This is a genomic window from Novosphingobium sp. UBA1939, assembly GCF_002336885.1.
In the GTDB taxonomy this organism is placed as follows: domain Bacteria; phylum Pseudomonadota; class Alphaproteobacteria; order Sphingomonadales; family Sphingomonadaceae; genus Novosphingobium.
The window spans coordinates 26399-52362 of record NZ_DDFB01000111.1 but is presented as its reverse complement, the minus strand read 5'-3'; the positions used below and the strand labels follow the sequence as shown (position 1 = coordinate 52362).

Sequence of the window (25964 nt, the reverse complement as noted above, 5' to 3'; positions counted from 1 at the left end):
ACGAACATGTACGAGCTGTCCTTCACCATGAAGATGAAGTCGGTCATCGCCGGGGAATAGACCGCGCCGCCCGCGCACGGCCCCATGATCAGGCTGAGCTGCGGCACCACGCCCGAAGCCAGCACGTTGCGCTGGAAGATTTCGGCATAGCCACCCAGCGAGGCGACGCCTTCCTGGATGCGCGCGCCGCCGGAATCGTTGAGGCCGATCACCGGCGCGCCGACTTTCATCGCCATGTCCATGATCTTGCAGATCTTCATGGCGTGCCGTTCGGACACCGCGCCGCCGAACACGGTGAAGTCCTGGCTGAACACGAACACCAGCCGGCCGTTGATCGTGCCCGAACCCGTGACCACACCATCGCCGGGGATCACCGTGTCCGGCATCCCGAAATCGACGCAATTGTGCTCGACGTACATGTCGACTTCCTCGAAGCTGCCTTCGTCCAGCAGCACTTCGAGCCTTTCGCGCGCGGTCAGTTTGCCCTTGGCGTGCTGCGCGTCGACGCGCCTCTGCCCGCCGCCCATCCGTGCGGCTTCCCGACGCTTTTCCATTTCGGCGATATTCGCAGACATATCCTCGCCCCAAACTGACCTGATAATCGGCCGCGATGGCGCAAGGGAGCGGCAGAGTCCAATGTTAAGTTGCAAACTTGCAAAGCATGAATTTGCAAATTATCGACCAAAGGATGAGCAAACGCCGCGTCTTTGCCGGAAACCAGCTGCGCACATTGCGAACGCGGCGCGGTTTGTTGCAGACCGCGATGGCGCGCGCGCTGGGCATCAGCGCTTCCTACCTGTGTCAGCTTGAAAACGACGAGCGCCACCTCACCCCCGCGCTGGCCGACCGGCTGCGCGCGCAATTTCCCGTGGACTGGGAAGACCTTGCCCCGGACCGGCAGGATCTGCTGGCCGATGCGCTGCGACAGGCGGTAGCCGATCCGCTGCTGCCCGCCGCGTTGCCCAGCGATCAGATCGAGCGCGTGGCCGAACAGTTCCCCGCCTTCGCCGAACAGTTCGTGCGGATGCACGCCATCCACCGCCGCGACCGGCAGCGGCTGGAAATGCTGGACGAAGCGCTGGGATCGGACAGCGTGGCGGCGGGGATCACCGGTGGCCGCCTGCCGTGGGAGGAAGTGCGCGACTGGTTCCACCTCGCCAACAACTACGTCGATCTGGTCGACCGCCACGCCGAAATCCTGGCGCGGGAACTCGCCCCCGATCAGGCGTCGCCCTCGATCGACCGGATGGAAGCGTGGTTCGCGGCGCGCGGCGTGACCATCGACTACCGTCCCGGCGGCCCGTTGCGCCTGTTCGATCCGGCACAGCGGCGGCTGGTGATCGATTCCAGCCAGCCGGTCGAAAGCAGCCGGTTCCAAATGGCCTACCAGTTGACCGCCATGGCGCTGGAGCAGGACATCGCCGCGATCGTCGAGGACACGTTGCTGGCCAGCGATGCCGCGCGGGAGCTGCTGACCGTGGGTCTGGGCAACTACGCCGCCGGCGCGCTGCTGATGCCCTACGAACAGTTCCGCACGGCCGCGCGCGCGCTGCGGCACGACGTGGACCGGCTGCGGCAGGTGTTCGGCACCAGCTTCGAACAGACCTGCCACCGCCTGTCCACGCTGCAACGCCCGCAGGCGCGCGGCATCCCGGTGTTCTTCTGCCGCGTCGACATGGCCGGCAACATCACCAAGCGCCATTCGGCCACGCGCCTCCAGTTCGGCCGGTTCGGCGGCGCCTGCCCGCTGTGGATCGTGCACGAGGCGGTGGCGATCCCCGACCGCATCCACGTGCAGGTGGCCGAGATGCCCGATGGCGTGCGCTATGTCTCGATCGCCAAGGGGCTGGTGAAGCCATCGGCCAGCTTCTACCGCCCGCCGCGCCGCTATGCCGTGGCACTGGGCTGCGAAGCGGCGCTCGCCAGCGAATTCGTCTATGCCGACGGCCTCAATCTCCAGCGCGACGAGGCGGTTGCGCGGATCGGCGCCTCTTGCCGCATCTGCCCGCGCGATACGTGCGACCAGCGCGCCTTCCCCCCCAGCGACAAGGCGATCATGGTCGATCCTAGCCAGCGCGATCTGGTGCCCTACCGGATCGGGGAGGGGTAGCTCAGGTCCTGCCCAGCGCCTCCCGCAGCGCGGCTTCATCCAGCTTGCCCTCCCAGCGCGAGACGACCACCGTCGCCACGGCGTTGCCGATGAAGTTGGTCAGGCTGCGGCATTCGGACATGAAGCGGTCGACGCCCAGGATCAGCGCCATGCCCGCCACTGGCAACGAAGGCACGATCGACAACGTCGCCGCCAGCGTGATGAAACCGGCGCCGGTCACCCCCGCCGCGCCCTTGGACGAAAGCATGGCGACACCGAGCAGCAGCACCTGTTGCCCCAGCGTCAGTTCCACGTTGCAGGCCTGCGCGATGAACAGCGCCGCCAGCGTCATGTAGATGTTGGTGCCATCGAGGTTGAAGCTGTAGCCGGTGGGCACGACCAGGCCGACCACCGCCTTGGGGCAGCCGGCGCGCTCCATCTTGTCGATCAGCGCGGGCAGCGCGCTTTCCGACGAGGACGTGCCCAGCACCAGCAGCAGTTCCTCCTTGAGATAGGCGATGAGCCGCAGGATCGAAAAGCCCGCCAGCCGGGCGACAACGCCCAGCACCACCAGCACGAACAGCGCCGAGGTAAGGTAGAACGTGAGCACGAGGTGGAAGAGGTTCGCCAGGCTGTCGATGCCATACTTGCCGATGGTGAAAGCCATCGCGCCGAACGCGCCGACGGGCGCCGCCTTCATCACGATCGCCACCAGCCGGAAGAACGCGACCGAAACGTCTTCCAGCAGCGCCACCACGCGCTCGCCCCGCGCGCCCGTGGTGGCGAGCGCGATGCCGAACAGGATCGCCACGACGAGGACTTGGAGGATGTTGCCCTCGCTCAGCGACGACAGGAAGGTTTCCGGGATCATCGCCATGAGGAAGCCGGTCACGCTCGCCTCGTGTGCCTTGGCGGCGTAGGCGGCGACCTTGCCGGCATCGAGCGAGGCGGGATCGATGTTCAGCCCCGCTCCCGGCCGCACGATGTTGCCCACGATCAGCCCCACGATCAGTGCCAGCGTGGAGAAGAACAGGAAATAGGCGAACGCCTTGGCGGCCACCCGGCCGACCGAGGCAAGGTCGCGCATCCCGGCAATACCGGTCACGATCGTCAGGAAGATCACCGGGGCGATCACCATCTTCACCAGCTTGATGAAGGCATCGCCCAGCGGCTTCAGCGCTTCGCCCGTGGCCGGAGCAAAATGACCGATCAGCACGCCGGCGGCGATCGCGACCAGCACTTGCAGATAGAGATGCCCATACCAGCGGCGCGGCGCGGCGGGCGCATCGGCCGGCGTTTCGTCGTGGAGTTTCATGGACACGGAGCATTGCGCAGTCCACGCCGCTTGTCATCCGATCACACCGTCAAAAACGTGCATACCCGGCGTTAACCCGGGCACGGTAAAAAGCGGGCCATGATCGACAAGATCACCGTGCTTGTGCCACATTTCCTGATGGCTCTGATGATCTGGCGCCTGCTGCACCGGCCCGATCTCGATCGCGATCCGCTGGTCGAAGGCAAAGGCGGATCGCCGGATGCGCAGGACCGCAAACCAGGCCGTTGGCGTCAAACGGGTTCCACGCCCGACAGCAGGCCATAGCAAAAGCAGGCGGCATAGCATTCCACCGCCTGCGCCGGATCGTCGAAACCCGCCGCCCAGCTCCGCAATTCGTTGGCCGGATTGATCGTCGCCGCCAGCACTTCGGCGGCGACCAGCGGATCGACCGGCAGCAACGAACCGTCCGCGATCCCGTCCGAAAGCATCCCGGCGAACCGCCGCGCGATGCGCTGCGCGCTGTTCAGCACCGCGCCGCGCCGCTCCTGCGGCAGGGCCTGCAACGCCGTGGTGCGCAGCAGGGGCGTGGGATCGGAAAGCTGCAACGCCACCAGTTCGGCCACCGCGCTCGAAATCCGCCCCCAGCCGTTCCGCGGCAGCGTGGCAGCGGCGAACTGCACCGCCGCGATCCTTTCGTTGCCGTGTTCGAAGCAGGCCAGCACCAGATCGTCCTTGGCCTCGTTGTGGTGGTAGAAGCTGCCCTTGGTCACGTTCAACCCGCTGGCGATGCGATGAACCGAGGCGCCTTTGTACCCGCGCTGGTTGATCGTGAGCGTGGCCATGCGCAGGAATTCGCCGTGGGGATTGCGCAGGCCCGCCGGTGGGGTCCGCCATGGCGCCTCACCGCCGCCGAGCGTTTGCGGCTGCCATGCTGCATCGCGCGGCGCGATGCCGTCCGCCAGCACGGCCAGCAGCCGCTGTTTGAGGCGCGGGAAATCCTGCTCGGAATAGAGCGGCGTCCACGCCGGCAGCCAGAACATCACCTGCAACAGGATGTGCGCCCGTGCGGTGCGCACGGCATGATCGCGCTCCCCCGCCCCGGCCGGCAGCAGATCGCGCACCACGCGGAACAGTTCGATGTACCGTTCCTGCAACGGACGGTGCAGCGCTTCGGGCAGCGTGCGCATTTCCGACAGGACGGCGATACGCCCTTCCTCGCCCCGCCGGATCATCGCGCGCAGATCGACGTGTCCGTCGATCCAGCAGGCCAGCCGCGCGCGCGGGGTGGGCGCCTGCGCCGCGATCCGCGCCAGCGCGATCAGGCGGTCGATCGTGGCCTCGAACACCGCGTGGACAAGGTTCTCCTTGCGCCCGAAGTAGTAGGCAACGCTGCTGGTGTTGAGCCCGACGCGCGCCGCCACTTCGCTGAACGTGGTGCCCTTCACGCCCTTTTCGTTGATGAGGTCGGTCGCCGCGCGCACGATATCGCGGCGGCGGCGCTCGAACCGTCCGGCGTCGTTGTCGGGATGCGCCTCGCTCGCCATGCCGTTCAGGCGAAGTGCCGCCGCAGTTCGGACTTGAGGATCTTGCCGTTGGCGTTGCGCGGCAACGTCTCGGCGCTGAACACCACGCGCACCGGCACCTTGAACGCTGCCAGCCGCGCCGCCACAAAGGCACGCAGTTCCTCCTCGCTCGCCTGCGAGCCCGGCGCAAGGTGAACCACCGCCGCCGGTTCCTCGCCCAGCGTGCGGTGCGGCATGCCCACCAGCGCCGCGTCGGTCACCGCCGGGTGTTCGTAGAGCACGTTCTCCACCTCGATCGAATAGATGTTCTCGCCGCCCCGGATGATCACATCCTTGGCGCGATCGGCGATCGTGCAGAAGCCTTCCTCGTCGATCCGGGCAAGATCACCGGTGCGCACCCAGCCGTCCACGAACGTCTGCGCGGTCGCCTCCGGCCGGTTCCAGTATCCCGCCACGATCATCGGCCCGCGCGCCCACAATTCGCCGATCTCGCCCGCCGGCAGCACGGTCACGCCATCGTCGGCACGCACCTCGATATCCGCGACGGCGACCGCCGGGCCGCAGCTCGACGGACGGTTAAGGTAATCCTCCGCGGCATGGTGCGTCAGCGTCGCCATCGTCTCGGTCATGCCCCAGCCGTTGCCGGGCAAGGCGCCGAAGGTCTGCCAGATCGCCTGCACCAGTTCCGGCGCGGATGGCGCGCCGCCATAGGCGATCGCTTCCAGCGAGGAGAGATCGTACTTCGCGCGGTCGGGATGCTCGATCAGTTGCCAGGCGATGAAGGGCACGCCGCCGGTGGCCGTGACCTTCTCGCGCTCGATCAGCCGGAAAGCCTCGACCGTATCCCACTTGTGCATCAGCACCAGCTTGCTGCCGCTGGCCAGCGAACCCATCAGCGTGGCGCTGCACGCGGTGACGTGGAACAGCGGGATCACCATCAGGATGGTGCGCGGCTGGGGCGCTGGCGGCATCTCGCCCCGGCGCAACGCGGATTGCGCGCCGCTGAAGGCACTGGACAGGATGTTGGTGGTGAGATTGCGGTGCGTGCCCAGCGCGCCTTTCGGCCGCCCGGTGGTGCCGCTGGTGTAGAAGATCGTGGCAGGATCGTCGGGCGAGATACCAGCGTCGGGCAAGGGACGGTCGGGCAGCGCCGCATAGCCATCCGGACCGCCGATCACGTCCTCCAGCAAACGGGTGCCTTCCGGCGCCGTGGTGTCCTTGTCCGCGCGGCACACCAGCACATGCGCCAGGCCAGGCAGTTCCGCACGATGGGGAGCGATGCGCTGCCACCGGTCGGCATCCGCGATCAGGACATGTGCACCGCTATCCGACAAAGCGAAGGCCAGTTCGTCGCCCTTCCACCAGGCGTTGAGCGGCACCGCGATCGCGCCGAGAACCGTGGCGGCGAACAAGGCCACCGTCCATTCGGGCAGGTTGCGCATGGCCATCGCGACGCGGTCCCCCTTGCCCACGCCCAGTTCCGCCAGATGGGCGGCGAGCGTGGCGACCGCGCGATGCCAGGCATCGAACGAAACCCGCTCCGTGCCATACACAAGGAACGTGCTGTCCCCGTGCTGGCGGGCCAAGGCGGCCAGAGCGCCGAGATGCGGCAGGGCGTTCTTCCACACGCGCGTCCGCACGCCCCGGATCGTCACCGTCTCCATCTCGAACGGCATGCCCGGAGCGCAAAGCTTCGCCCGCACCTCCTCCAGCGACATCGCCGGCCAGCCGGCCGGGATGGCGGGCAAGCGTTCGTCTCTGGCCGCATGGTCGGTGGCATGGCGTTGCTCTGTCATGGTGATCCCGTCCCGATCGGGCCATCCTGCCCGGATTGTCGTTCGCCGCGCAGACTATCTGCGCCACCCCCGTTCCGGCAACCCGTCGAAGCAAATTTTCATGAATAGGGTATGGCCTGCGCGAAGCACCGGATTCCGTAACGTAAAGCATGAAATTATCTGTTTTTTGCATGAAAATGCCGCCTGCATCACCGTGCGAATCCCCTTTTCTGAAAAGACGGTATGGACTAGCCACGGGATGGGATTCGGGCTTAACGTGCCTGCGGGAGAGATTGCGCCATCATGAAACCAAGCCTGGAAACCTCCGCCGCATGAGCCTGCTGCCATGAGCATGGGCGCACTGATCGCGCGGCTGCAGCCGGATGGCACTGACAGGCTGGTCCTGTCCGACGCGGACGGCTGGATGCAGGGACGCACGATGTATGGCGGCGCATCCGCCCTGATCGCCTATGCGGCCGCGCGCAGGCAGCGACCGGACCTGCCACCGCTACGCGGCGCGCAAATCGGCTTCGTCGCGCCGGTCGGCAGCGATGTGGAAGCGCGCGTTGGCGTCCTGCGCGAAGGGCGCAGCGTGGCGCAGGTGACGACCGACCTGTTCTGCGAAGGCGCGCCGGTGCTGCGCGCGCTGTGGCTGTTCGGGGCCGCGCGGCCGACCAACGGCGGCGTGCCTGCCATGCGAGCCGACGAAACCATCCCCGTCGAAGAGGCCGCTCCCGTAACCGCGACCGGCGATGCGCCGCAGTTCATCCACAATTTCGAAATGCGCCGCGCGGAACCCCGGGGCGGGGCGCGACCGGGTGCCATCCGCCGCTGGGTGCGCCTGCGCGATCGCAAGGGGCTCGATCCCATCGCGGAACTGGTGGGCATCGGCGATGCCCTGCCGCCCGGCGCGGTCCGGGCCATGGAACGGCGCGGCCCGATCAGTTCGATCAACTGGTCGCTGACGCTGCTGGGTGACGCTCCGCAGACGCGCGACGGTTGGTGGCTGCTGGAAACCGCGTCCAACTACATGGCCGACGGCTTCAGCAGCGAAACCCTGCGCATGTGGAACGCCGATGGCGTGGAAGTGATGCGCGGCCTGCAAAGCGTGGCCATTTTCGGCTGATGGAGAACCAGCAAGCGATGGACCTGATCCGCCCCGAAGACGCCGGTTTCGACGCCGCCCGGCTCGCCCGCATCCCGGCCTTTCTCGAAGAACGCTACCTTGCCCCCGGCAAGCTGGCAGGAACCGACGTCCTGGTGGCGCGCGACGGCCTGCCGTTCTTCCGCGCCACGCTGGGCAAGGCCCGTGCCGATGGAACGCCGCTGCGCGAGGATGCCATTTTCCGCATCGCTTCTATGACCAAGCCGGTCACCTCGATCGCGCTGATGATGCTGGTCGAGGAAGGGCTGATCGCCCTCGACGATCCCGTCACGCGCTTCGTGCCGGAGTTCGCGAACCTGACGGTCTATGCGGGCGGCGGGGGCGAAGCGCCGTTCGTGCCGGGCAAGCCCGCCACGGGGATGCGGATCGTCGATCTGCTGACGCATATGTCGGGCCTCACCTATGGCATCCAGAACCGCACGAACGTCGACGCCGCCTATCGCAAGGGCAAGCTGGACGGGCACGCCAGCCTGCCGGGCAACGACCATTTCGTGACCGAACTCGCCAAGATCCCGCTGGAATACGCGCCGGGCACGGGCTGGAACTATTCGGTATCCACCGATGTGCTGGGCGTGATCGTGGCGCGCGTTTCGGGCCTGAGCCTGGGTGAATTCTTCCGCACGCGGATTTTCGAACCGCTGGGCATGATCGATACCGCGTTCCATTGCCCGCCCGAAAAGCAGGACAGGCTGACCGACGCCTGGAACTACGTGCCCGGCAAGCCGCCCGAACTGCTCGACGAAGCGGCGAAGACCAATCTCACCCGCGAACCCCGCTTCGAAAGCGGCGGTGGCGGCCTGCTGTCCACCACGGCCGACTACCACCGCTTCTGCGCGATGCTGACCGGAGGTGGCGCGGCGAATGGGGCGCGCATCGTTTCGCCCAAGACGCTGCAGCTGATGGCGCGCAACTACCTGCCGGGCGGCGTCGATCTCACCCAGGTCTCCACCTCGCTGTTCAGCGAAGCGAACAACGCCGGCACCGGCTTCGGGCTCGGCTTCGGCGTGCTGCTCGATCCGGCCAAGGCGCTGGTGCCCGGCAGCGCCGGCGAATTCTTCTGGGGCGGCATCTTCTCGACCGCCTTCTTCATCGATCCCGTGGAGAAGCTGCACATGGTCTTCATGACCCAGCTTCTGCCCTCCTCCGCCTATCCGATCCGGCGGCAGCTCAAGACCCTGATCTACGGCGCGATGGCGCAAAGCCGCGCCTGAACCCGCAACCAGACCCCATACTCAGGAGAGGTACATCATGTCCGACCCCATTTCCGGCGCCAAGGAACACATCGACGCGGCCCGCATCGCCGCCGCGCGCGTTGACGACATTCCGGCCGACACCCCGCTGCTGCCCGTCAACCGCGTAGGCGTGATCGGCGCGGGCACCATGGGCGGCGGCATCACCATGAACTTCCTGACCGCCGGCATTCCCGTGACGATCGTGGAAATGACGCAGGAAGCGCTCGATCGCGGTGTGGCCACGATGCGGAAGAACTACGAGAACACGGTGAAGCGCGGCAAGATGGACGCCGCGCTGGCCGAAGCGGCCATAGGCCGCCTCATGCCGACGCTGGACTTCGGCGCGCTGGCCGAAGCCGACCTCATCATCGAGGCGGTCTATGAGAACATGGACGTCAAGAAGGAGGTCTTCGGCCGGATCGACGGCATCGCCAAGCCCGGCGCGATCCTGGCCAGCAACACCAGCTATCTCGACGTCAACGAAATCGCCGGCGCCACGTCGCGTCCCGAAGCGGTGCTGGGCATGCACTTCTTCTCGCCCGCCAACGTGATGAAGCTGCTCGAAGTGGTGCGTGGCGCGAAGACCGGCAAGCAGCAGCTCGCCACGGTCATGGCTCTGTCGGTCAAGATCGGCAAGGTGCCGGTGGTTTCGGGCGTGTGCCACGGCTTCATCGGCAACCGCATGCTCTCACCGCGCCAGGCCCAGGCGCACGCGCTGATCATGGAAGGCGCGAACTACTGGGAAGTGGACGAGGCTCTGCTCGAATTCGGCTTCCCGATGGGGCCGTACCAGATGTCGGACCTCGCCGGCGTCGACATCGGCTGGCATCGCGATCCCAACCGCATCGAAACGCTGCGGGATTCGCTCTGCGCGGTCGGCCGCTGGGGCCAGAAGACCAAGAAGGGCTTCTACGATTACGACGAGAACCGTCAGCGCACGCCGTCGGAAGAAGTGAAGACGATCATCGCCGAATGGGCCGCGCGCGAAGGCAAGCCCCAGCGCACGATCGGCAAGGACGAGATCCGCGAACGCCTGCTCTATCCGATGGTCAGCGAAGGCGCGCTGATCCTGGAGGAAGGCATTTCCCAGCGCGCGTCGGACATCGATACGGTCTGGCTGAACGGCTATGGCTGGCCAGCCTGGACCGGCGGCCCGATGTTCTGGGCCGACCACATCGGGCTGGATACGGTCGCCGCCGGCCTGGAAAAGTACGGCCTGCCGGTCGCGCCGCTGCTGGCGCGCAAGGCCGCCGCCGGCGAAACGTTCAACGCCTGATCCACCACGGCGGCGGGAGAGAAGCCTTGCGGATCGAAGATATCGCCGAAGCGGAGTTCGTCCCGCTCACCACCATCCTGCGCGCGCACGCCGCGCGCAGGGGGAATGCCACCGCCATTGCCGACGAACATAGCAGCGTGAGCTGGGCGGAGCTGGACGCGCTGCTCGACCGCGTCGCCGCCGCGCTCCAGCGGGAAGGCGTGGGCAAGGACGAACCCGTCGCCATTGCCGCGCTCAATTCGGTGCGCACGGGCCTTGCCTTCCTCGGCGCGATCCGGGCCGGCGCCGTGGCCGCGCCGCTGACCTCCACCGCCGCGCCCGAAACGGTGCTGGCGATGCTGGCCGACAGTGGCAGCCGCGTGCTGCTGCTCGATGCCGAGATGGCGGATCGGCTGGCGGGGCTGCCGTTCCCCACCGGCGTCCGGCGCATCGCGCTGGACGACAGCGCCGCCGGGGAACCCTTCTCGCGGTGGCTTGCCCCGGAAGGCGCACAGCCCGAGGAACGTCTGCCCGCGCCCGGCGATCCGTTCAACATCATCTATTCGTCGGGAACCACCGGATCACCCAAGGGCATCGTGCAAAGCCACAAGATGCGCCACGAATACGCGCGGCGCACGATCGTCGGTGGCTATGACGACGATACCTGCGTGATCTGCTCCACGCCGCTCTATTCCAACACCACGCTGGTCAGCTTCCTGCCCACGCTTACCGCCGGCGGCAAGGTGGTGCTGATGAAGAAGTTCGACGCGCGCGGCTTCCTCGAACTCTCCCAGCGCGAACGGGTCACACACGCCATGCTGGTGCCGGTGCAGTACCGCCGCATCATGGAAGTGCCCGATTTCGACCGCTTCGATCTGTCGTCCTACCGGCTCAAGTCTTCGACCTCGGCGCCCTTCCCCGCCTGGCTCAAGGCCGATGTCTTGCGGCGCTGGCCCGGCGGCCTTACCGACGGCTACGGCATGACCGAAGGCGGCGCGACGGCGATCCTGGTGGCGCACCTCCACCCGGACAAGCTCCACACCGTCGGCCAGCCCAGCCCCGGCCACATCATCAAGATCATCGACGAGGCAGGCAACGAGCTGCCGCAGGGCGAAGTCGGCGAAATCGTCGGCCATTCCCCGATCATGATGAACGGCTACCACGGTCAGGACGAGAAGACGCGCGAAGTCGAATGGTTCGACGGCGAAGGCCGCCGCTACATCCGCCACGGCGATATCGGCAAGTTTGATGAGGACGGCTTCCTGATCCTGATGGACCGCGCCAAGGACATGATCATTTCGGGCGGTTTCAACATCTTCCCGACCGATCTCGAAGCCGAACTCACCCGCCAGCCCGCCGTGCGCGAAGCGGCGGTCGTCGGCGTGCCCAGCGAGAAGTGGGGCGAAACCCCGCTCGCGGTGGTCGTGCTGGCCGATACCGCCGCCGATCCGCAGGCGATCCTGGCCGAAGCCAACAGCCGCCTCGGCAAGACGCAGCGCATCGCCGCCATCGAGGTGGTCGACGAACTGCCGCGCAGCCCGATCGGCAAGGTGCTCAAGCGCGAGCTGCGCGACCGCTTCGGCGGAAATCCCATTGCCCAAGCCACATCAATGACCCGGAACATCAAGGAGAACGACCATGCGTGATGCCGTTATCGTCGCCGCCGCGCGCACCCCGATCGGGCGCGCCTACAAGGGCGCGTTCAATGCCACCCCCGGCGCCACGCTGGGCGCGCTTTCGCTGCAGGCCGCCGTCGCGCGCGCCGGGATCGAGCCGGGCGAAGTCGATGACGTGGTGTGGGGCGCGGCGCTGCAACAGGGCGCGCAGGCCGGCAACATCGCCCGCCAGGTTGCGCTGCGGGCCGGCCTGCCGGTCACCACATCGGGCATGAGCATGGACCGCCAGTGCTCGTCGGGCCTGATGACCATCGCCACCGCTTCCAAGCAGGTCATCATCGACCGCATGGACGTGGTCGCCGCGGGCGGACAGGAATCGATCAGCCTTGTCCAGACCAAGGACATGCGCGTCATGCCCGACCGTTCGCTGGTGGAAATGCACAAGGCAATCTACATGCCGATGCTGCAGACGGCGGAAATTGTCGGCCAACGCTATGGCATCGGCCGCGAAGCCTGCGACGAGTACGCGCTCCAATCGCAGCAGCGCACCGCTGCGGGGCAGGCGGCCGGCAAGTTCGATGACGAGATCGTCGCCGCCGATGCCTCGATGGCCGTGGTCAACAAGGAAACCGGGGAAGTCACCTATCAGGACGTCCACCTCGCCAAGGACGAAGGCAACCGGCCCTCGACCACACTGGAAAACCTGACCGCGCTGAAGCCGGTGATCGAAGGCGGCATCGTCACCGCCGGCAACGCCAGCCAGCTTTCCGACGGTTCCGCCGCCGTGGTGATCATGGAAGCCGCCGTGGCCGCGCAAAAGGGCCTGACGCCGCTGGGCCGCTATGTCGGCATGGCGGTCGCCGGCACCGAGCCGGACGAGATGGGCATCGGCCCGGTCTTCGCCATCCCCAAGCTGCTCAGCCGCTTCGGCCTCAAGATGGACGATATCGGCCTGTGGGAACTGAATGAGGCCTTCGCCGTGCAGGTGCTGTACTGCCGTGACAAGCTGGGCATCCCCAACGATCTGCTCAACGTCAACGGCGGCTCGATCTCGATCGGCCACCCCTATGGCATGACCGGGGCGCGTTGCACCATGCACGCCCTGATCGAAGGCAAGCGCCGGGGCGCCAAGTACGTCGTGGTAACGATGTGCGTCGGCGGCGGCATGGGCGCGGCCGGCCTGTTCGAAGTGCTGTGAACCACGCGGAGGGGGCGCAGCCGCGCTCCCTCCGATCGGCGCGCATATGGTGCGTTGGCGCCCCGTCCGGATGGGGCGCTGCGTGCAAAACCGTCGATGCTGGAATGGTGAGCCCTGCTGGATTCGAACCAGCGACCTACTGATTAAAAGTCAGTTTTTTGGGACTACGGCGGTTTGCCCCCGCTTACCTCTCCCCACCATGGAGTTACTGATTTTACGTAATTTTTCTATTCATACGGCAACGCCGCTTTGCCATTGAATGCCACCATATGCCATGTTGCGTGGTTGCTATGTGGTTGCTATTTGTGCGTCAATGAGCAAGCTAACCAAACGTGAAATCGATGCGCTGGAGGCTGGTGGCCCGGCTCCCGTCTTCCTCTGGGACGAGGCCGTACCCGGGTTTGGCGTCAAGGCTCTGCCCAGTGGTCAGAAGCGTTTCATCCTGAAGTACCGCACCGATGGCGGCGGACGCAGCGCCAAGCAGCGATGGTACACTATCGGCACCTACGGAGCGCTAACGCTGGATCAAGCGCGTGACCTCGCAAGGCAGGCATACGCAGAGATAACGCGAGGCGGAGACCCACAAGGCAAAAGAAGCCTGCTGCGCGCCGCGCCAAGGCTCAATGACGCATGGGCGCGATTCGAGAAAGAGGAACTGCCCCGGAAGAAGCCACTCACCCAGCGCGACTATAAGGCAATCTGGAACGACCTGATTGCCCCCCGGTTCGGGACCTCCAAGGTCGAAACCCTTGCCCGAAGCGACATCGATCGGTTCCACAAAGGATACCGTGACGCACCCTACCGCGCCAACCGAGCACTTGCCCTGCTCTCCAGATTGATGTCGCTAGCTGAAGCATGGGAATGGCGCTCCCAAGGAACCAACCCTTGCAAGCACGTTGCCCGTTTCGAGGAGCGGTCACGTACACGGTATCTGACCGGGACCGAACTCAAGCGCCTTGGCGCATCGCTGTCGAAGCTTTCAACGGACGGCACGATAACCCAGACGGCCCGGAATGCGATCGAACTCCTCCTGCTCACGGGCGCGCGCCTGAACGAGATACTGACCGCACAGTGGAAGTGGGTCGATCTCAAGCATGGCGTGCTGAACCTGCCCGATAGCAAGACAGGGGCAAAGCCGGTCTACCTCAGCGACCAGGCTAAAGTCGTGCTGAAGCGCCAGAAGAGCATATCCGGTCGGAAACTTTATGTTTTTCCCTCGGCCTCGGACCCCAAGAAGCCATTCGCCAACCTGCGCAAGCCCTGGCAGCGGGTATGCGTGGACGCAAAGATCAATGAAGTGCGACTGCACGATTTGAGGCACACAGCCGCCAGCATCGCGGTTTCGCAGGGCGCATCCCTGCCAGTCATCGGCCGCCTCCTCGGTCATTCGCAGGCCCAGACCACCCAGCGATATGCCCACGTCGACTCCGACCCAGCACTCAAAGCCGCGAACGAGATCGGGACGTTCATTTCAACCGCTTTTACTCCCGCAAAGAAGAGGGCCAAAGCGAAGGTGCGGGTAAAAAGGACCTCGGACGTGATTGAGATCATTTAAGCATCACGCCCCCCCTTTTGGAGACACGCTATCGAAGAATCTGGCGACCGTCGCGGCAGCGGGCAATTAACATCCATAATGGCAGGTAATTGCCTTACGGCATCCCATAATATTGACGCATCCCCATAATTTACTAACGATTAATCGAATGCACGGGAGTGCGTTGCAAACGGGGGACACAATGGTTCGTTCGGCTGCTCTGCTTTTGTTTGCCACCGCATGCCTGTCGGGTTGCGGCAGCGCCTTCGGCGAAAAACTCGGCTGCACCTCCTCCTCGGGCCAAGAGACTACGATATCGATCATTAAAGAGCAGATCGAAAAGAAGATTTCTTCTGAGAGTGAAGGAATTTACGGATCGATTATTTCAAAATCAAAAATTCGAGCAGCTCTCGAACAGATCAAATTCGTGATAGAGGATGTGCGCACATCGAAAGAAGATCCGAACAGCACGAAGAAATTCTGCACCGGCAAATTGAAGGTCGTTTTTCCAGACGCGATGATTACGGATGCTGATAAAACACGAGAGATGCAAGGCCTGAACAAAGTCTCAGAATTGGCTGACAACAGCGGCGCTGAGCGTGAAGCCAATGCATTTAAAATTGATATCGATTTCAACGTGCAGCCGACCGATGATGGCCAGAAGGTTTATTCCGAACTCGAAAATGCTGACGCGACACCCACATTCATCAGCGCGATCTTGGGCGGACACCTCGGCTACAGGTCTATCCAGCAATCGCATCAACAAGAGCAGCAGCAGGCCCAACTCGCCGAACAGCAGGAACAAGCAGCGTTGACCGAGCAGAAGCAGGCCACACTCGGTGAGGCCAAGGCGGAGTTCGATCTTTCGAATCAGACGATCAACACGATCTGGGGAGCCATCCCAAGCGACCAACGTGATCAACTCCTTCCCGTCCAACGCGCATGGATCAAGCGGAAGACTGCAGACTGCAAAATCGAAGCAGCTTCGCAATCAATAGAGCCATCCGTGAGAGAAGCAGCGAGGCTAAATTGTGAGACGCGGATGAACAACGAACGGTCGGGACAGCTTCGCCGCTTCACCTATCACGATAACGACAATGGCTACTGAGCCCAGATTGCGCGCTCCCGTCGAAACGACACATCTGTTATATGCGCACGGAAAGTGAGCATGCATGACCTCACGCATAGCCTTTGGTAGAGGGCAATATTTGCAATGAAATTTCCATAAGTTATTGAATAGAATATCCTTTTTAGCGCCAGCAAACTGGCCATTTTTGACATTTTCGGCCCCCTCCGCTAGTATGGCGCAGCGCCAGCCATTGTCGCCGCCGGATGAACCGGGGTTGGCGCATTCTCGAAACGCGGTCCACGAAGGGGATGGTCGGGATGGTCCCGGCCGGGTCAATGTGCGTGCCGTCGGGGGATGTTCCCCGCGACCATCGCACCCTGCTGCAAGACCGGTGTCACACCGGAGGAGGTCCCCTTGGTGGCCTCCACTTCTGCAAAGGGATTGACAAACATGGACCACGAACACCGCGCCAAGGCCGCCGATCGGCAGGATCACGAATGGGCCGCCCGGGTGGTGCGCACCATTGGCCAGATCGAAGCGGACTTCTTCCACGCCGCCGGACCGTTGAGCGAGCGAATGATGACCGAGGGGCTGCTGGCGATCGAGAAGGTCGCCAAGGACCCGTGGCAGGTCATCGAGAACGATTGGATGACACAAGTGGTCTGCCCGGACTGGAAGATGACCCGGGGCGTCGGCACCGGCGACATGTGGCTGCAGGTGTCGGAGATTTCGGCAGACGAGGAAGGCAACGAGCATACCTGGATCGCCGCCGCGACCAAGACCGGTCCCTCGTTCCTGTGCGTCGAGCTGGTGTTCCGCAGGGGCCTGCAGGAATATGCCGAAGCGATCATCCGCGATGACAAGGCGGTGGCGGCCTTGTGGCAGCAGGGGTTTGCCCGGGACGAGGAAAGCCTCGCGCTGTTCGTGCCCATCCACATTCCCGCCGAGAAGTTGGCGCAGGCGTTCGAGCAGAACGACCTGACCGCGACCGTGGCCCCCTTCGGCAAGGCCATGGCGCAGGCCATCGCCGCCAAGCCCGCGCTCGACACGTTGCTCGAGCAGGTCCGCGCCGCCGCCAAGCGCAAGTAGGAATAGCGGGCCGCGCGGCGGACCGGTCTTCTTCATGGAGGCTCGTCCGCCGCGCGGCGTCTCCCCATCATTATTTGCCAAGAGGGATATTGATCATGGCTGGCCATGAGGATGTGACGCGCGATCCGAGGACGCGCAGGATACGGGAACTGAACGACCGGCTGCGCAAGACCGGGATCGGCGGGAAGTATGTCCTGACCCGGACGGTGACGGTGCGGGCGGCCGGGGAATTGCCCGAGCTGCTGCGCCTGATCCGCGCCTTTGACGATTTCAGGGCGGGCAACGACCCGTGGGGCGAACATGACTTCGGCGAGGTCACGCTCAACGGGGAGCGCTTCTTCTGGAAGATAGACGCCTATGACATCAATCTCGAATTCGGCTCGCCCGATCCGGCCGACGAGGCGGTAACGCAACGGGTCCTTACCGTCATGACCGCGATGGACCTGTGACCATGGGCCGGCGCCATCTTGAAAAATCGCGGCCTTCGCCGCATAGCACCCTTACCTGTGGTCAGTCCCACGGGGGAGGCCTAGTAACCTCAAACAGCGAACGCCGGTCGAGCTTTTCGGCCGGGCGGTCGTCCGCGCATGTCCAGGGCTCGCCTAAAGGCGGCGACGCCTTGGGTTCGCTCGGGGTTACTAGCGCCCGGCTTTGCCCGGCGCCTCCGTTGAACAGGGAGGCACGTGTGCAGCAGGGGTATCGTTCACGATCCAGTCCATTCGCCATCAGGTCTGACCTCCCCCACGCCGATGATCACGGTGGAGGCCGGTCATGGTGCTGATCCGAGCCTATGGCCACAACGCCGCCGTCGATCTGTTCGAGCATCATCTGGTGATCACGCGTCGACGCGGCAGCATGCTCTTCGATGCGGCCGCGTCGGAACAGTTCATTCCGCTCTCAAGCATCAAGTCGGTGGAATTCCATCCGGCCGGCTTGGTGGCGCGGGGACGGATGATCCTCACGCTTGCCGGCAACCCGTCCCGACATCCGGGAACGGAATCCGATGTCAACACCGTGTTCTTCGCCAAGGGGCAGGCGGACCAGTTCAAGCAGATCGTCCATGCCATCCGCGATGCCATCGCCACACCTTCGCTCGAACAACTGGCAATGGCGGCACAGCGCAACCGGGGACAGGATCGCGTATCGCAGGCACACCCTGCGCAGCGTTCCGGATCGGAGCCGACGCGCAACACGCTCCAGCGGATCGACGACCTTTCGTCTTCCCATGGCGGCGGATACGGCAACGCGGGTTCTTCCGGCCCTTATGAGTACTACAGGCAAGCTCCCCGGCAGGACACGCCACCGCATGACCCCATCGCCAGCCTTCCCACTGGGGGATGGTGGCAGGACATGCCCTTGGCGGGCAAGATCATCCTGATCGCCGTCATCGTGATCGCGGTCTTGGCAATGTGTTCACGCAATGAAGGGGCCACGCCAGATGCGGGTGAGCAAGCCTCTTCGGCCGCAACGGGAGAAGCCAGCGGTGAAGCCAGCGAGGCGGCGTTCAGCCCGGCCGAGGTTCCACCAGCCGTTTCTCAACTGGTCATGGATGGCGATAGCCGGGCCTGTGCCGACTCCGGAATAATCGAGACGGTTCGGAACATCCTCCTGCCCGATGGGCTGCGGCCAGAACCGTTCGGCTTGACGCCCGCCGAATTGAGGAAGGCCGAGCGCATGGCCACGACCGTGATCACGCAAGTGACGATGGATGACATACGCGATGACATTCACGAGATCAGATGCATTGGAAAGCTCGACTACGGGGACAGCGATGCCACGTCGATCGAGTTCACGTTGCGCCCAACCGCCGATCAAAGCGGTGACGTCATGGTCTTCGTCAAGGATCAACCGCTTCTCACCGGGCAGATTCTTGAAGGCCCGGTGAATGCCGTCCGAAGCCAGCGCCCCCAGTTGCAGCCTCAGGCGCCACAGCAGCCAGCCAACTCCGGACCGATGGGGCGGCCGACGCCCCGTCCTGCCGAGCCGACCGAGGACGACCTCTATGCGCCGCATAGCAACTGACTGGCGCTGGAGGACATGCCGATGCTCTTGAGCACCTTGGCCGTTCTCGCCGCAGGGCTACAGCCGGCCAGCGCCATCAGTCCCGCCAAGGCCGCGGACCTTTGTCTCGACAGCCGCATGCGCAAGGTGGCCGCCGATCTGGTCGGCGCGTGGTCGCAGAACTATCCCTTCGCCCGCGTCATCATCGGCAGCGATGGGCAGTATGGCGATCTGGGCGTGCCACACCCCGCCGTGACGGGGGCAAACTTTGTCGTGTGCGCGGCGTCGTACAACCTGATCAAGGTCGGCCGCGACGGCCGGGCCTACAGCGTCACGATGGATCGCTTCTACTTCCGCATCACCGGCACGGGCGAAGGCTATCAGGTCAGCCTCGAGGATCTCCCGGACTCGCTCGAGGGCACCGGCATGACCAGCCGCGAATTGATCGGGCGCTTCAAGATCAATGGCAGGCCCTACGCCGACATCCTGGCGGAGAACCAGCGGCGCATCGAAGGCAAAAGGCAGTGATGCCGGGCAACGGGTGTGATGCCAACGCGCAAAGCTGCGCCCTTGTCCCCCATGGCGCACGAACGCAGGAGAAAGAGCGATGCCATATGCTATCCTTGCCTTGTTGATCGCAAGCATCGCCAGCATACAGATGCATAGTCCGGACACCGCACGATTGACCCTAATCTTGGCCATACCTCTTCTACTGGCCCGATGGGCGCGCGAAGGTCTCCTTGGACCGGACTTGCACGCCATGGTCACAAGCCCCCCGGCATGGAAGATTTTGGCTGTTGCCGTTTTCATCATCGCCATCGAAGTGCTCGTGGATGGCCTTGCCTTGCCCCCGATGGTATCGCGCCACGTGCGTTCGGTGATGGGGCCGGTCAGCTGCGGCATCATCATCCTTGCTGGCGAAGTCGCGTATCATCGATACCGGCAAAGAAACATCGCGTCAGGCAAAGCTCAAAGCAACGGCGACACCTGGGAGATGTGACTGCTACTTCGCTCTCCAACAACAAAACCCTCCCCGGTAACCCAGGGAGGGTCTTGTGAATACAGAAGCCTCTGTATCAGTGCTCCAACAAGGAATTTCCCCTTCGGGATGATCCTTCACAGTGAAGCTCTGTTACCGTGGCTTCCCTACCGATTTGCCGCAATCACGATTGCCGATTGACCTTGCCGGGTCAAGGCGCTTCTTTCGAAAGAAAGGGGAAAGTAATGAACGGCCTCGTGTTTGGTATCGATCTGGGCATTGCATCTTGTGGGTGGGCCGCGCTGCGCCATCCCACCTCCGGTGATTCATCCGGCGAGATTGTCGCCATGGGATCATGGATGTTCGATGTTCCCGAAACCGACAAGGAACGGACGCCCACCAACCAGGTCAGACGCGGCAACCGCCTGCTGCGCCGGGTCATCCGTCGTCGCGCGCAGCGGATGGCAGAAATCCGCCGCCTGTTTACCCAGCGCGGATTGCTGGCTGGCAACGAACCGGATGCTCTGAAGCGCGCCGGACTTGATCCGTGGGAACTGCGCGCGCGAGGGCTGGACAAGCCACTTTCCCCCGCCGAATTCGCCGTTGCCCTGGGGCACATCGCCAAGCGACGTGGGTTCAAATCGGCCAGAAAGGGCAAGGAGGCGAATACCGCCGGCGACGATCAGAAGATGCTCAGGGCGCTGGAGGCGACCCGCGAGCGGCTCGGCCGCTATCGAACCGTTGGCGAGATGTTTGGCCGCGATGCAGATTTCCGTGATCGCAAGCGCAATCGCGATGGACTGTTTGACCGCACCCAAAGCCGTGATGATCTGATCCATGAGGTCGGAAAGTTGTTCGAAGCGCAGCGTCGCTTGGGCAATGATACGGCTTCAACCGCCCTTGAAGCTGAGTTCACTGCCATCGCTTTTCGCCAGTTGGAAATGCAGGACAGCGAAAAGCTGGTCGGCATGTGCCAGTTCGAGCCCAAGGAGAAGCGCGCCGCCAGATTTGCCCCGTCTTTCGAAAAGTTCCGCCTGCTCGGCAAGCTGGTGAACTTGCGCATTACTACGCCGGAGGGTGAGCGCCCGCTCACGCCTGAGGAGGTCAGACTGGCGACGGGCGATCTGGGCAAAACGGCCAAGCTCTCTGTCAAGGAGGTGCGCAAGCGGATCGGGTTGCCAGCGGATCAGCGATTCACCGCATTCAAGCCGGAGGAAGAAGCGCAAGACATCGCAGCGCGCACCGGCGAGGCGATGCACGGTACCAGGAAGCTGCGCGACGCGCTTGGCGAAGTGCTCTGGGTGGAATTACAGGACAAGCCGGAGCAGCTTGACCAGATCGCTCATATCATCAGCTTTCACGAAACGGCTGACAAGATTGGCGAGGAATTGCGCAAGCTCGGCCTTCGCGCCGCAGCGGTGGACGCGCTGCTGGAAGACCTTGCTGCATTTTCGCGGTTCAAGGGGGCGGGTCATATCTCCGCAAAGGCGGCGCGCGCACTGATCCCGCACCTCGAAGCGGGGCTGCGTTACGATCAGGCTTGCGAGGCCGTCGGATATGACCATGCGGCGTCCCGCTGGTCGAAGCGCGAGCAGGTAGCGGACAAGGCGGGGTTCAATGCGCTGGTCAAATCGATGGGCGACGAAATAGCCAATCCCGTCGCGCGAAAATCCCTCACTGAAGGGCTGAAGCAGCTTTGGGCGATGCGCAATCGCTGGGGTTTGCCCGATGCTGTGCACATCGAGATAGCGCGCGATGTCGGCAACAGCCTTGAAAAGCGCAACGAGATCAAGCGCGGCATCGACAAGAATACGGCAGAGCGCGAACGCCAGCGCGATGAAGTCCGCGAGCTGCTGGGCATTGAGGACGTGAACGGCGATACGTTGCTGCGTTACCGTCTATGGAAGGAACAGGCCGGGCGCTGCCCATACACGGACAAAGCGATTCCAGCGACGGCGATCATTGCAACCGACAACAGCCATCAGGTCGACCATATCCTTCCATGGTCGCGGTTCGGGGATGACAGCTACTCCAACAAGGTGCTCTGCACTGCGCGGGCAAATCAGGAGAAGAAGGGGCAAACACCCTTCGAATGGATCATGTCATCGCAAGGCGAGGATGCCTGGAATACCTTTCTAGCCCGGATCGAAGGGAACACCGCGTTCCGGGGCGCGAAGAAGCGCAACTACGTCCTCAAGAACGCGAAGGAGGCGGAAGAACGCTTCCGCACACGCAACCTGAATGACACTCGTTATGCATCGCGCCTGCTCGCCGAAGCAGTGAAGCTTTTCTACCCGGAAGGTGACCGGCAGGAAAAAGGCGGCAACCGCCGAGTGTTCACGCGGCCGGGCGGGCTGACCTCAGCCCTGCGCCATGCGTGGGGCGTCGAGTCCCTGAAAAAGGTTGACGGCAAGCGCGTCGAGGATGCCCGCCACCACGCTCTCGATGCACTCGTCGTTGCTGCGATCGGAGAATGGGAAGTGCAGCGGCTCACCCGGTCCTATCAGGAATGGGAACAGAAAGGCCTTGCCCGCCCGCTACGCCAGGTTGATCCGCCATGGGGCGATGCCGCCAGCTTCCGCCGGGAGGTCAAGGAAGCATATGACAGTGTTTTTGTCGCAAGGCCGGAACGGAGACGTGCGCGCGGCGAGGGTCACGCCGCAACCATCCGCCAAGTTAAGGAGCGCGATGGCGCGCTTATCGTCTATGAACGGAAGGCTGTGATCGACCTTGGCATGGAAAAGGGTAAGTTTTCCAAGGCCAAGGCTTTGAAGCAACTTTCAATGCTGAAGGATCGTGAACGCAACCTCGCGGTCGCAGAGGCAATCGAAAACTGGATCGAAAGGGGGCGTCCCGTGGAAAATCCTCCACTTGGGCTACCCGTTTCGAAAGAGCCCGACGCACCACGTCACCCCATTCTAAAGGTCCGCCTCGCTACAGAGAAGAAGCCAGCCGTGGGCGTTCGCGGTGGCGTCGCTGACCGAGGGGAATTTGTTCGAATCGATGTGTTCACCTTGCCAAACAAGAAGGGAGAGGACGAATTCTACCTAGTGCCGATTTACCCACATGAGGTTCATAGCAAGACTCCTCCGGCAGCCTTCATGACGACGGACGGCCAAGAGAAGTCTCTTACTTCCGATCATATCTTCAAGATGAGCATTTATAATCGAAGCTATGTTGAGATCGAGAAGCGGGACGGTCGGGTGGTTGCTGGATACGTGGTGTCGTTTGATCGATCTGTGGCAGCTCTGAAGATCTATGAGCACCATACACTCAAGCCAGTTGAAAAGAGCTCGGGTGTAAAGACCCTAAAAAGATTTTCGAAATATAATGTGGATCGCTTCGGCGTGCGTTCCGAAGTGAAATCCGAGGTCCGCACATGGCATGGCGTGGTCTGCACATCTCCAATCCCGCCAGACTGACGCATCGCAGCCGTCAGATCGTTGTCGATCCTGAAGATAGCGATGAGGTGCTCACCTTCCCGGTCGAAGACATCGCCTGGATAATTCTCGATACTCCGCAAGTCTCCGTAAGCGGCTCCCTGCTAAGCGCCTTGGCGGAAAACGGTGTTGCGATGGTGGTGCCAGACGCGAAACACCATCCGGCTGGAATGCTCATGTCATTCCACCAGCATCATGCGCAAGCCGCCATCGCCCACGCTCAGATCGGGATGAGCCAGCCGCTGAAAAAGCGGCTGTGGCAAAAGCTCGTTTCCGCCAAGATTGAAAACCAAGCCGCCGTCCTGCGCGGAATTGGAAGTGATCATGCAACCGCTCTGTCCGCCATGGCGGGACGGGTTGGCTCGGGCGATCCTGACAACCTGGAGGCCCAGGCTGCCCGTGCCTATTGGCAGCGCCTTTTCGAAGGATTCCGGCGCCATGACGAAGACCGGCGAAATGGCCTGCTGAATTACGGATATGCTGTGGTCCGCGCCGCTCTTGCACGGTCCTGCGCTGCATCCGGCTTGCTTCCCGCCTTCGGCATTCATCACAGATCCAGAACAAACCCATTCAATCTTGTCGATGATCTCATTGAACCATTCCGACCGGTCGTCGATCGAATGGCCCGTGCACGGGTAACCGCCGAAGAACGCGACGAGATGGACGTCGAGGATCGCCGCCATATGGCGGGCATCCTGAGCGAGAACACCTCGATCGGCGAAGAGCGCTTGACGATTCTTGCAGCAACAGAGGCGGTCGCCGCCAGCCTGGTCAGATCGATCGAAGCCGGCAACGCCACACCGCTAAACACACCGGCGCTTCCGCTGGCCCGGCGCAACTAAGCATGGAGGCCGACGAGGTACGCTTCATGTGGTTGATGGTATTCTTCGACCTGCCGGTGAAAACAAAACCGCAGAGACGGCGAGCCAGCCAATTTCGCCAGTTCCTCAAGAAGGACGGCTACATGATGCTGCAACTTTCGGTTTACGCGAGGGTCTGCCGGGGGCAAGATGCTGTGGATAAGCATATCCGCCGGGTGCGAAGCAGCCTGCCCAAGGAAGGCAGCGTGAGGACGCTCCAGGTTACGGACAAGCAGTATGGCAGAATGGAATTGATGTTAGGGACCGCGGCAAAAACTGAACAAGTCGGGCCATCCCAGATGGTTCTGCTGTGATTTCGGTGGAGTATTTCCACGAAAATCACAGCAGAACCAATCCGTTACCGTCGAGCAGTCCTACCATGGGCAAATCGGTAGGGAAACCACGGCTATGGCGTGCGCCGTCATACTGCCTCCGGAGTCCTACCATGGGCAAATCGGTAGGGAAACCACGGCCGTGGTGATGACCCTCCGTCAAGCCATCGCGTCCTACCATGGGCAAATCGGTAGGGAAACCACGGCTCTTCTGCGCTGTGTCGGCATAGATCGCACGTCCTACCATGGGCAAATCGGTAGGGAAACCACGGCTCTTGAGGCGACCCAGCGCAAAGGCCTTGTGTCCTACCATGGGCAAATCGGTAGGGAAACCACGGCACAGCGGCGGCGGCAGGGAACCACGCCCCGGTCCTACCATGGGCAAATCGGTAGGGAAACCACGGCCTGGTTGACCTTGACCTCGCGAATGCGGATGTCCTACCATGGGCAAATCGGTAGGGAAACCACGGCCAAAGCAGGGTTTCAGCGCTGCAATGCGTGTCCTACCATGGGCAAATCGGTAGGGAAACCACGGCGCGCAACTCGACGCCGCAAGTATCGACCGGTGTCCTACCATGGGCAAATCGGTAGGGAAACCACGGCCGTGCCGCCGGTGCTGGTGTCGATCGCGGAGTCCTACCATGGGCAAATCGGTAGGGAAACCACGGCCACCACCGGGGGCCGTAAGTCTGCCATCCTGTCCTACCATGGGCAAATCGGTAAGGGAAACCACGGCATCATCGAGAGCGACAAGAAGCACAACAACGTCCTACCATGAACCAAGAGCATACCATCATCCGGGGCTCACTCATTGCGCCTGTTCAACACGCTGAATTGCGGAACGGCTAACCCCGAATGCCTTGGCGAGTTCGCCAAGCGATGCCCCCTCTTTGCGCCGCCTGCGGACCGCTTGCTGCTGCTCAACCGTCAAAGCGCTAGGACGACCCAGTTTCTTCCCTTGCGCCTTCGCGCGCGACAAGCCCGCTTGGGTTCGTTCGACCAAGAGGTCACGCTCGAACTCAGCCACAGCGGCGATCACCGCCATGGTCATTTTGCCGGCGGGGCTCGTCAGGTCCACGCCGCCCAATGCCAAGCAGTGAACGCGGACACGCATTTCAGCGAGCTTCTCGACCGTGGCGCGAACATCCATCGCATTGCGCCCCAGACGATCGAGCTTGGTCACGACCAACACGTCATGCCAGTCGAGCCGAACGATTAGCTTGCGAAAGCCCTCCCGCTCCATGGCTGGTGTCGAGCCCGAAACCGTTTCAGCGACGATGTGTCTCGGCTCGAGTTGGAAACCCGCAGCCTGAATTTCGAGAACCTGGTTTTCGTGGGTTTGTTCAACCGTGCTGACACGGCAATATGCAAATACGCGCGACATGACACACCTGTATTGAAAATGTGTCTCGAATTATGTATTGTATCGAAATTAGGAGCAAGCTACTTTTCGAAACGGCGCACTTCCCTGTATTGAAAATGCTCGTTTTCAATACATGAATTCACGCCCTTGATGGCTCACCGCTTCGAT

General features: G+C 63.2%; 21 protein-coding genes, 1 pseudogene and 1 CRISPR repeat array. Of the genes and pseudogenes, 16 read left to right on the top strand and 6 right to left on the bottom strand.

Going from position 1 to position 25964, the window contains the following annotated elements; translation table 11 throughout:
- Window positions 1-575 (bottom strand): carboxyl transferase domain-containing protein (locus tag B3547_RS14590; protein WP_292964251.1); only part of this gene is annotated, 575 nt, incomplete at its 3' end.
- 113 nt (window positions 576-688) lie between these two features.
- On the opposite strand from B3547_RS14590, the gene B3547_RS14585 reads away from it, so the two are divergent.
- Complete coding sequence (locus tag B3547_RS14585; protein ID WP_292964249.1) at window positions 689-2110, top strand: helix-turn-helix domain-containing protein; 1422 nt, start codon at window positions 689-691, stop codon at window positions 2108-2110.
- 1 nt (window position 2111) lies between these two features.
- Here B3547_RS14585 and B3547_RS14580 read toward each other — a convergent pair whose 3' ends face one another.
- Genes B3547_RS14580 through B3547_RS14565 form a run of 4 tightly spaced genes read right to left on the bottom strand, consistent with a single transcriptional unit; the run spans window position 2112 to window position 6684 of the window.
- Window positions 2112-3404 carry a dicarboxylate/amino acid:cation symporter gene (locus tag B3547_RS14580; protein ID WP_292964247.1) on the bottom strand — a complete coding sequence of 431 codons (1293 nt, stop codon included), beginning with the start codon at window positions 3402-3404 and terminating at the stop codon, window positions 2112-2114.
- A 33-nt stretch (window positions 3405-3437) separates the two neighbouring features.
- On the bottom strand, window positions 3438-3659 hold the full coding sequence (locus tag B3547_RS14575) for a hypothetical protein (protein ID WP_292964258.1): 222 nt from the start codon (window positions 3657-3659) through the stop codon (window positions 3438-3440).
- Window positions 3656-4909 (bottom strand): TetR/AcrR family transcriptional regulator, encoded by a 1254-nt coding sequence (locus B3547_RS14570; RefSeq protein ID WP_124810564.1) that lies wholly within the window; start codon window positions 4907-4909, stop codon window positions 3656-3658. The genes B3547_RS14575 and B3547_RS14570 overlap by 4 nt, the downstream gene beginning before the upstream one ends.
- A gap of 5 nt (window positions 4910-4914) precedes the next feature.
- Window positions 4915-6684, bottom strand: a complete 1770-nt coding sequence (locus B3547_RS14565; protein ID WP_414690564.1) for a class I adenylate-forming enzyme family protein — start codon at window positions 6682-6684, stop codon at window positions 4915-4917.
- 325 nt (window positions 6685-7009) lie between these two features.
- Here B3547_RS14565 and B3547_RS14560 point away from each other — a divergent pair, with 325 nt between their 5' ends.
- The 15 genes and pseudogenes from B3547_RS14560 to cas2 all read left to right on the top strand — a co-directional run bounded on the left by B3547_RS14560 (window position 7010) and on the right by cas2 (window position 24415).
- Window positions 7010-7789: a thioesterase family protein gene (locus tag B3547_RS14560; RefSeq protein WP_125954721.1), complete on the top strand. Its 780-nt coding sequence runs from the start codon at window positions 7010-7012 to the stop codon at window positions 7787-7789.
- 17 nt (window positions 7790-7806) lie between these two features.
- The gene (locus tag B3547_RS14555) at window positions 7807-9039 is read left to right on the top strand and encodes a serine hydrolase domain-containing protein (protein WP_292964253.1); all 1233 of its coding nucleotides are present in this window, start codon (window positions 7807-7809) and stop codon (window positions 9037-9039) included.
- A 52-nt stretch (window positions 9040-9091) separates the two neighbouring features.
- Window positions 9092-10336: pseudogene (locus tag B3547_RS14550) on the top strand (3-hydroxyacyl-CoA dehydrogenase NAD-binding domain-containing protein); the annotation flags it as partial.
- A 26-nt stretch (window positions 10337-10362) separates the two neighbouring features.
- The gene (locus tag B3547_RS14545) at window positions 10363-11961 is read left to right on the top strand and encodes a class I adenylate-forming enzyme family protein (RefSeq protein WP_292964244.1); all 1599 of its coding nucleotides are present in this window, start codon (window positions 10363-10365) and stop codon (window positions 11959-11961) included.
- A complete protein-coding gene (locus B3547_RS14540; RefSeq protein ID WP_194919602.1) occupies window positions 11954-13129 on the top strand; it encodes an acetyl-CoA C-acyltransferase in 1176 nt (391 codons plus the stop codon). Before B3547_RS14545 ends, B3547_RS14540 begins: the two co-directional genes overlap by 8 nt.
- A 313-nt stretch (window positions 13130-13442) precedes the next feature.
- A complete protein-coding gene (locus tag B3547_RS14535) occupies window positions 13443-14684 on the top strand; it encodes a tyrosine-type recombinase/integrase (protein WP_125954717.1) in 1242 nt (413 codons plus the stop codon).
- A 181-nt stretch (window positions 14685-14865) separates the two neighbouring features.
- Window positions 14866-15771, top strand: coding sequence for a lysozyme inhibitor LprI family protein (locus tag B3547_RS14530; protein WP_292964241.1), 906 nt, complete (start codon window positions 14866-14868; stop codon window positions 15769-15771).
- Between the two features lie 411 nt (window positions 15772-16182).
- On the top strand, window positions 16183-16821 hold the full coding sequence (locus tag B3547_RS14525) for a hypothetical protein (protein WP_125954715.1): 639 nt from the start codon (window positions 16183-16185) through the stop codon (window positions 16819-16821).
- Window positions 16822-16916: 95 nt separating this feature from the next.
- Window positions 16917-17270 carry a DUF3768 domain-containing protein gene (locus B3547_RS14520; RefSeq protein WP_125954714.1) on the top strand — a complete coding sequence of 118 codons (354 nt, stop codon included), beginning with the start codon at window positions 16917-16919 and terminating at the stop codon, window positions 17268-17270.
- Window positions 17271-17592: 322 nt separating this feature from the next.
- Window positions 17593-18843: a hypothetical protein gene (locus B3547_RS14515; protein ID WP_125954713.1), complete on the top strand. Its 1251-nt coding sequence runs from the start codon at window positions 17593-17595 to the stop codon at window positions 18841-18843.
- A 36-nt stretch (window positions 18844-18879) separates the two neighbouring features.
- Window positions 18880-19350 (top strand): hypothetical protein, encoded by a 471-nt coding sequence (locus B3547_RS14510; RefSeq protein WP_292964237.1) that lies wholly within the window; start codon window positions 18880-18882, stop codon window positions 19348-19350.
- Window positions 19351-19429: 79 nt separating this feature from the next.
- Window positions 19430-19822: a hypothetical protein gene (locus B3547_RS14505; RefSeq protein WP_125954711.1), complete on the top strand. Its 393-nt coding sequence runs from the start codon at window positions 19430-19432 to the stop codon at window positions 19820-19822.
- A 224-nt stretch (window positions 19823-20046) separates the two neighbouring features.
- Window positions 20047-23223, top strand: a complete 3177-nt coding sequence (gene cas9 / locus B3547_RS14500; protein WP_125954710.1) for a type II CRISPR RNA-guided endonuclease Cas9 — start codon at window positions 20047-20049, stop codon at window positions 23221-23223.
- A complete protein-coding gene (cas1, locus tag B3547_RS14495) occupies window positions 23181-24083 on the top strand; it encodes a type II CRISPR-associated endonuclease Cas1 (RefSeq protein ID WP_125954709.1) in 903 nt (300 codons plus the stop codon). Before cas9 ends, cas1 begins: the two co-directional genes overlap by 43 nt.
- Window positions 24084-24085: 2 nt before the next feature.
- On the top strand, window positions 24086-24415 hold the full coding sequence (gene cas2, locus B3547_RS14490) for a CRISPR-associated endonuclease Cas2 (RefSeq protein WP_125954708.1): 330 nt from the start codon (window positions 24086-24088) through the stop codon (window positions 24413-24415).
- A gap of 57 nt (window positions 24416-24472) precedes the next feature.
- Window positions 24473-25168: direct repeats of the CRISPR family, unit length 36 nt; unit sequence GTCCTACCATGGGCAAATCGGTAGGGAAACCACGGC.
- 73 nt (window positions 25169-25241) lie between these two features.
- On the opposite strand, the gene B3547_RS14485 is transcribed toward cas2, so the two are convergent.
- Complete coding sequence (locus tag B3547_RS14485) at window positions 25242-25817, bottom strand: recombinase family protein (RefSeq protein ID WP_125954707.1); 576 nt, start codon at window positions 25815-25817, stop codon at window positions 25242-25244.
- Window positions 25818-25964 lie beyond the last annotated feature (147 nt).